Genomic DNA, 6507 nt, shown 5'->3' with positions numbered 1-6507 from the left:
TGAGAATGACCGGGGGAACTCTGAAATTTTCGGCTTAGTTGCCGGCAGCTTGCCGCCAACTCACTCCTCTAGATAAGTATTTTGACTCACGCCCCTTCCTCTTTTGAGACGTTGTGACACTTAGGGTGCGGAATGTGGGTTAGAATATCGATTTGATCCCACAAAAGCCGCAATTTTCTCCACGGCAGCCTCTAGAATATCGGGATCGTGAACTAAGGCAAAACGCACATAACCCTCGCCACCCTTACCAAAACCGGAACCGGGGGAAACAGCGACACCGGTTTGGGCCACCAATTGCCGACAAAAATCGACGGAATTACCCGGCCAACTGGGGGGAATTTTCGCCCAAACGTACATAGTAGCGGCCGGGGTGGCAACTGGCCAACCGATGCGATTTAGGGCATTAATAAACACATCCCGGCGTTTTTGGAAGATAGCGACGGTTTCCTTGACTGAATCTTGATTACCGGTTAAAGCAGCGATCGCACCGTTGAGTATGCCCAAATACTGATTAAAATCAACCATAGCTTTAATCTGTCGCAAAGCCATAATTAACTGCGGGTTGCCAATGGCGAAACCGATGCGAAAACCACCCATATTATAGGACTTGGAAAAGGTAAAAAACTCGATCGAATTAGTTTTATCTCGATCGGCCTGTAAAATTGACGGGGGGGGCGATGTTCCCGCAAAAAAGATGTCTAGATAGGGAAAATCGTGGATTAAAACTAAATTATGCTGACGGCAAAAATCAACCGCTTTTTGGAAAAATGCCAAAGGTGCGATCGCTGTGGTGGGATTATGGGGATAACTCAAGACCATCAGCTTCGATTGTGCCAGCACTAGGTCAGGAATGTCCTCTAAAACCGGCAGAAAGTCATTTTTTGCCAAAATTGGCATTCCGTAGATTTGACCGCCGGCAAGGGCAACACCGCCCAAATGGGAGGGATAACCCGGATCGAGCAGCAGGGCAAAATCCCCGGGGTTGAGAAGGGCCAAAGGTAGATGGGCCGTGCCTTCCTGAGAACCAATTAGGGGTAAAACCTCCGTTTCCGGATCGACGGGGACACCAAAGCGATCGCTATACCAGTTAGCGGCAGTTATTCGGAAGTCTCGCGTACCATTATGGAGTAAATAGCCGTGGGTGTGAGGATCGTGGAGAGATCGCTCTATAGCATCGATAACATGGGGAGCAGCACCAAGATCGGAGGAACCGAGCGAAAGATCGATAATGGTATTACCCGCTTCTCTACTGGCAGCCTTTGCCCGATCCATATCGGCAAAAACGTTGGATTGGAGTGCCTGTAAGCGGTGTGCTAGGGTTAAGTTATTCATAACCACAGATACCTAATTAGCTGACATAGGTATCGATAAAAGATTGTAATTGTTGTTTGCCGATCGCCCCTTCATGAGTGGCAATAATTTCGTTATCTTTAAAGATGCGTAAAGCAGGAACACCTTTCACATCACATTTAGCCACCGAGTTGGGGTTAGGGTCTATTTCTAGTTTAACTACTTTTAGCCGTTCGCCGTAGGTTTTGGCCACCCAATCGATCGAGGGGGATACCAAACGACACGGACCGCACCAACTCGCCCAAAAATAGACTAAAACGGGTTTTTCGACCTCAAAAACCTCTTGGTCAAACTTCTGATCGCTAATGACAGTTACGCTACTCACAGTATTTATTTCCTCACCATCGCTACTGATCATCATAGAGGTTCTGGGTAATTTTCGGCAATTATCCACTTCTACGCTTCCTTAAACATTAGGATCAAAGACATCCCGTAAACCATCACCGATAAAATTAATACTTAACACCGTGATCACGATAGCTAGAGCGGGAAAAATGACCAAGTGGGGGGCAGTTGTCAAGTAATCTTTAGCTTTAAATAACATTTGTCCCCAAGTCGGCACATCGGGGGGGAAACCCAAACCCAAAAAACTCAGGGTTGACTCGGTAATAATCGCATTACCCACGGCTAAAGTGGCCGCCACGATAATCATTCCCAAAACGTTAGGTAATAAATGCACCCAGATTAAACGGAAAGGAGTGGCCCCCAAAGCAATCGCAGCCGAAATAAACTCCATCTCGCGTAATTTTAAGAAATTTCCCCGCACCAATCGCGCCACCGACATCCAATTTAAACCCCCGATTACTAAAACCACGAGGATAAAAATACCCGTTTCCGGTCCGGCGATTTTTTTGATGCTATCGCGAAATAGATAGACAATCAGCAAAAGTAGGGGCAATTGGGGCAAAGATAGGAATAAATCCGTTAATCGCATCAACAAACCATCGATCGCGCCCCCGTAAAACCCGGAAATAGCCCCGATCGCCGTTCCCAGAATAATCGCCACCATCATAGCAGCAATCCCCACCGCTAGGGAAATTCGACCCCCCACCAAAATCCTTGCCAATTGATCCTGGCCCAGATCATTAGTGCCGAAAAGATGTTTTAAACTAGGGGGAGCAGTGGTTTGACTAAAATCAATGGTATCGATGGGGACCCGATAAAAAATCGGACCGAATAGGACGGCAAGAATAATTATAATTAATGCGATCGCTCCTATTACTGCCAAGGGATCTCGGTAAAAACGTCGCCAAGTATCGATAATTGCAGAAGACAGGGGAGACATAATCAAGAAAATCACAGATGATTAAAATTTACACGGAAATCGAACGGGGGCAAAATTGGTTACAGCGCCATCAAAAATCTTCTCCGATATTTGCCCTAGTTTTAGGTTTTACCGAGACGGGATTAATCCCCGGAATCTCCACCGCCGGTGCTACCCCGGAAGATAGAAAATATACAGCGATCGCCGATGCCGAATTTATCGTTAAAGGAGTTTCACCCCATCCCCGTTATCCCTTACCCCCCCTAACGGTGGGAGCCTCCCCCGCCTATATTACCCGCGCCGTGGTGGAAAAATTAGCCATTCCCGTCCTCGTTTTTAACGCCGGTTTACCCTTGCCCCCGGCCGTCGATTATATCGAACTGGGGGGACAACCGGCCCGTTGTCTCTCCACCGGCCGCGCCCTAGACCTGACCATAGTAAAACACCTGTTCGCCCAAGGATTAACTTGGGGAGAAAAATTAGCCCGCCAGTCTAGTTATCTAATTATCGGCGAGTGCGTGGTCGGCGGCACCACCACCGCCCTCGCCATCCTCACCGGATTGGGTTATCGAGCCAACGGCAAAGTTAACAGCAGCCATCCCCAGTGCAATCATGCTCAGAAACAGGCAATAGTTGAGCAGGGATTAGCCCGAAAAGAAATTTTTGATCCTTTTGAGGTAATCACCGCCCTAGGCGATCCTCAGCAGATTTTCGTCGCTGGCATGGCCATCGCCGCCAGTGGGCAGGGTGGGGTACTCCTCGCCGGAGGAACCCAAATGTTAGCCGTTTCTGCCCTAATTCAAGCTCTAGTGGCTAAATATGCCTATCCGGTTAATTGGGAAAATATCATCGTCGGCACAACTCGCTGGGTAGCGGAAGATAAAACGGGGGATACGGTGGGATTAGCCCGCATGATCGGAAAATTGCCTTTATTAGCCACACAATTAGACTTTTCTGCCTCTAAATACCCGGTTTTGCAAGCTTATCAACAGGGTTTTGTCAAAGAGGGAGTGGGTGCGGGGGGATGTGCGATCGCCGCTTGTTTGTACCGGAATTGGACTAATCAAGATTTGGTCAAAGCGATCGAAAATTTAATCGGGTTTCAACTAAACTGTTGACTATCTAGGGTTTGCGGCAACAAGTTTTTCCTGGGGGCAGGGTGTAGGGTGTGGGGTGTGGGGTGTAGGGTTTTGCCGATTTTCAGGTGGTCAATTACCTAATTTTCAGGGAAAAAGTCCCTGAATTTTCCCCCTGATCACTCCCATGCCGGCCACTTTTGGATTTCAAAAAGGTCTAAAAGTCTTATCCAACAAGGTTTTTAGATTTATTCAGCCAACCCTAAATACGCGGGCAGCTATGAGAGAAAATAGTGACAAGCAGATTTCTAGTCAATAATTAGGGCTATTTTCCCCGTCACCGAACCAGTTTCTAGCAATTGATGGGCGCTGATAGCTGCCGCTAAAGGGAAGGTTTGGGAGAGATGAATAGTTAACTTTTTCTCATCAATTAAACGCGCCCCTTGTCTGAGAATTTCTGTTTGATATTTTTGCGCTTCTGGCAGTCCCATCAAAGCCGGGGTTAACATTAATTCTAAACTAATCCGCAAATTGCGATCGCGCGCTTCCTTCCAGCTGCCCGTAGGTTCCAAAATCGTCACCATATCGCCGTACACTCGCACCGCTCGGCAAGTTTGGCCAAAAGTTTCCCCTCCCACCGTATCAAAAGCGATATCTACTCCTTTCCCTGCGGTTTGTTGAAGTATCGCCGAGACAAAATCGGTTTGTTTGTATAAAATCGGGTAATCTGCCCCTAATTGCCGCACTAAACGCTCTTTATCGCTATTTCCCACCGTCGTATAAACTTTAGCCCCCTTCAGTTTCGCCAATTGAATCGCGACATGACCAACACCCCCGGCCCCGCCATGGATAAGTACGCTTTGTCCCGACTGAAGACGGGCGCGATCATAGAGTGCTTCCCAAGCGGTGATTAAAACTAAAGGTACAGCGGCCGCCTCGGCAAAAGAAAGAGATTTCGGCTTGTGGGCCAGATAATCCGCCTCGATCAGGGCATATTCAGCATAATTTCCCGTGCCGGCCTTGCCCAGTCCGCCGTTACAAAAATACACTTCATCCCCGGGGCGAAAATCCTGCACCGCCGCCCCAACGGCCTCGACAATTCCCGCCCCGTCACAGCCCAAAATGGCCGGCATTTGCTCGGGGTAAAAAGTGCCGCGTTTACGAATTTTTGTATCAATAGGGTTGACACCAGCGGCTTTTAATGCTACTAAAACCTGATGCGGTTGACTAATTTTCGGGGTGGGGACTTCCTGAAGCTGTAGGACATCCACGGCGGTCATGAGGATAGCTTTCATTCTGTCTATTCGGGATTAACCCACATTAATGTCTGACCGAATTCTACCGGTTCACCGTTAGCGACGGCGATTTCGACGATTTGCCCGGCCACCTCCGCTTCGATTTCATTCATCAACTTCATCGCTTCGATGATACAGACCGTTTGTCCGACACGGATCCGATCGTTTTTTTCCACGAAAGAGGGTTCATCGGGAGCAGCAGCGCGATAAAAAGTGCCGACCATGGGAGAGGTAATCGCCAGCCATTTTTTATCCATAGCGGCGGCTACGGGTTCGGGAGTGGGGGTTTCTGGGGCCGGGGTGGGACCTGCGGCTACCACTGGAGGGGCGACTGGGGCCGTCACCACCGGCAAGGGAGCGGCGAGAGGCCCAAGGGCAGTATTAACGGTTCCTTTGCGGATATTTAGCTCTAAATCTGCACTTTTCAGGCTAAATTCACTGATATCCGTTGCTGCCAATGTTTTGATCAGTTCTCGAATTTCGTTGTAATCAATAGTCACCGCTCTGAAATCCCCTCGCAAATAAAAAGCAACAAATCCAAATTCGCACCCACCAAACTATCGATTTTTCCCATCTAGCGGCTAAGTTTTGGGAAACAGGCTCAGAAACACTGGCTTTAGTCCTAAACCCGTCCCTAAGCCCTCATTTCTGGGCTTCTGATCACAATTATTCCCGTCCCAGATAGGAACCATCCCGGGTGTCCACTTTAATCCTTTCACCGATAGAAATAAACAGGGGAACCATCACCTGCGCTCCCGTTTCTACGATCGCCGGTTTCGTGCCACCGGTGGCCGTATCTCCCTTGACTCCCGGATCTGTATCGGTGATTTCCAAGATTACCGAAGTGGGCAATTCTATGTCTAACACTTGATCATTCCAAAAGAGAATATTGACTTCCATTCCTTCTTTCAGATACTTGGCTCGATCGCCCATTTGTACCGGGGTGAGAGTTGCTTCCTCAAAAGTCTCCATGTCCATGAAGACAAACTGATCGCCTTCTTTGTAGGTGTGCTGCATGGTGCGCTTTTCGATCGTGGCTGAGGGCAAGGTTTCCCCCGCCCGGAACGTCCGTTCTACCACGTTGCCGGTCTGAACATTTTTTAACTTGGTTCGCACGAAGGCCGATCCCTTGCCCGGTTTGACGTGCAGGAATTCCACCACCCGCCAGACAGAGCCATCTATCTCGATGGTCGTGCCACTCCGAAAGTCGTTACTCGAAATCATGAAATGCTGTTTAGGCCAAGAAAGATCAACATTCCATTTTACATACTTCCTGTACCCGAAAAAACTTTTTTCCCGCCCCTACAGGTAAGGGGGAGGTGGGAGGTGGGGCAAGCAAGGGACAAAAGCTAATCACTTAAGTAGGGTTTGCTGAAAAAGCTTTTCGGTGGTGGCAGGGTGTGGGGTGTGGGGTGTGGGGTGTGGGGTTTTACCAGTTTTGAGGTGGTCAACTACCTAATTTTCAGGGAAAAAGTACCTGAATTTTCCCCCGATCCCCGCAATGGCTGGCACTTTTTGAGGG

Annotated in this window: 7 protein-coding genes; 1 reads left to right on the top strand and 6 read right to left on the bottom strand. The window is 48.8% G+C overall.

Going from position 1 to position 6507, the window contains the following annotated elements; all coding sequences use genetic code 11:
* Positions 1–120 precede the first annotated feature (120 nt).
* The 3 genes from O9295_RS12360 to O9295_RS12350 are packed head-to-tail and all read right to left on the bottom strand — an operon-like array spanning position 121 to position 2635.
* Complete coding sequence (locus O9295_RS12360; protein ID WP_288033115.1) at positions 121–1332, bottom strand: LL-diaminopimelate aminotransferase; 1212 nt, start codon at positions 1330–1332, stop codon at positions 121–123.
* A gap of 16 nt (positions 1333–1348) precedes the next feature.
* Positions 1349–1711, bottom strand: a complete 363-nt coding sequence (locus O9295_RS12355) for a thioredoxin family protein (protein WP_081106816.1) — start codon at positions 1709–1711, stop codon at positions 1349–1351.
* Between the two features lie 45 nt (positions 1712–1756).
* Positions 1757–2635 (bottom strand): ABC transporter permease, encoded by an 879-nt coding sequence (locus tag O9295_RS12350; protein WP_061432442.1) that lies wholly within the window; start codon positions 2633–2635, stop codon positions 1757–1759.
* Positions 2636–2652: 17 nt separating this feature from the next.
* Here O9295_RS12350 and cobT point away from each other — a divergent pair, with 17 nt between their 5' ends.
* Positions 2653–3732 carry a nicotinate mononucleotide-dependent phosphoribosyltransferase CobT gene (cobT, locus tag O9295_RS12345; protein WP_288033114.1) on the top strand — a complete coding sequence of 360 codons (1080 nt, stop codon included), beginning with the start codon at positions 2653–2655 and terminating at the stop codon, positions 3730–3732.
* A 266-nt stretch (positions 3733–3998) separates the two neighbouring features.
* Here cobT and O9295_RS12340 read toward each other — a convergent pair whose 3' ends face one another.
* The 3 genes from O9295_RS12340 to efp form a co-directional block, all read right to left on the bottom strand.
* Entirely contained in the window at positions 3999–4985 is a 987-nt protein-coding gene (locus O9295_RS12340; RefSeq protein ID WP_061432445.1) for a zinc-dependent alcohol dehydrogenase family protein, read from the bottom strand.
* A 5-nt stretch (positions 4986–4990) separates the two neighbouring features.
* Positions 4991–5485: an acetyl-CoA carboxylase biotin carboxyl carrier protein gene (gene accB / locus O9295_RS12335; protein WP_288033113.1), complete on the bottom strand. Its 495-nt coding sequence runs from the start codon at positions 5483–5485 to the stop codon at positions 4991–4993.
* 166 nt (positions 5486–5651) lie between these two features.
* On the bottom strand, positions 5652–6209 hold the full coding sequence (efp, locus tag O9295_RS12330; protein WP_002762061.1) for an elongation factor P: 558 nt from the start codon (positions 6207–6209) through the stop codon (positions 5652–5654).
* Positions 6210–6507 lie beyond the last annotated feature (298 nt).

The organism is Microcystis sp. LE18-22.4A (assembly GCF_027531105.1).
Lineage (GTDB): Bacteria > Cyanobacteriota > Cyanobacteriia > Cyanobacteriales > Microcystaceae > Microcystis > Microcystis aeruginosa.
This window is presented reverse-complemented; position numbering and strand designations above follow the sequence as displayed.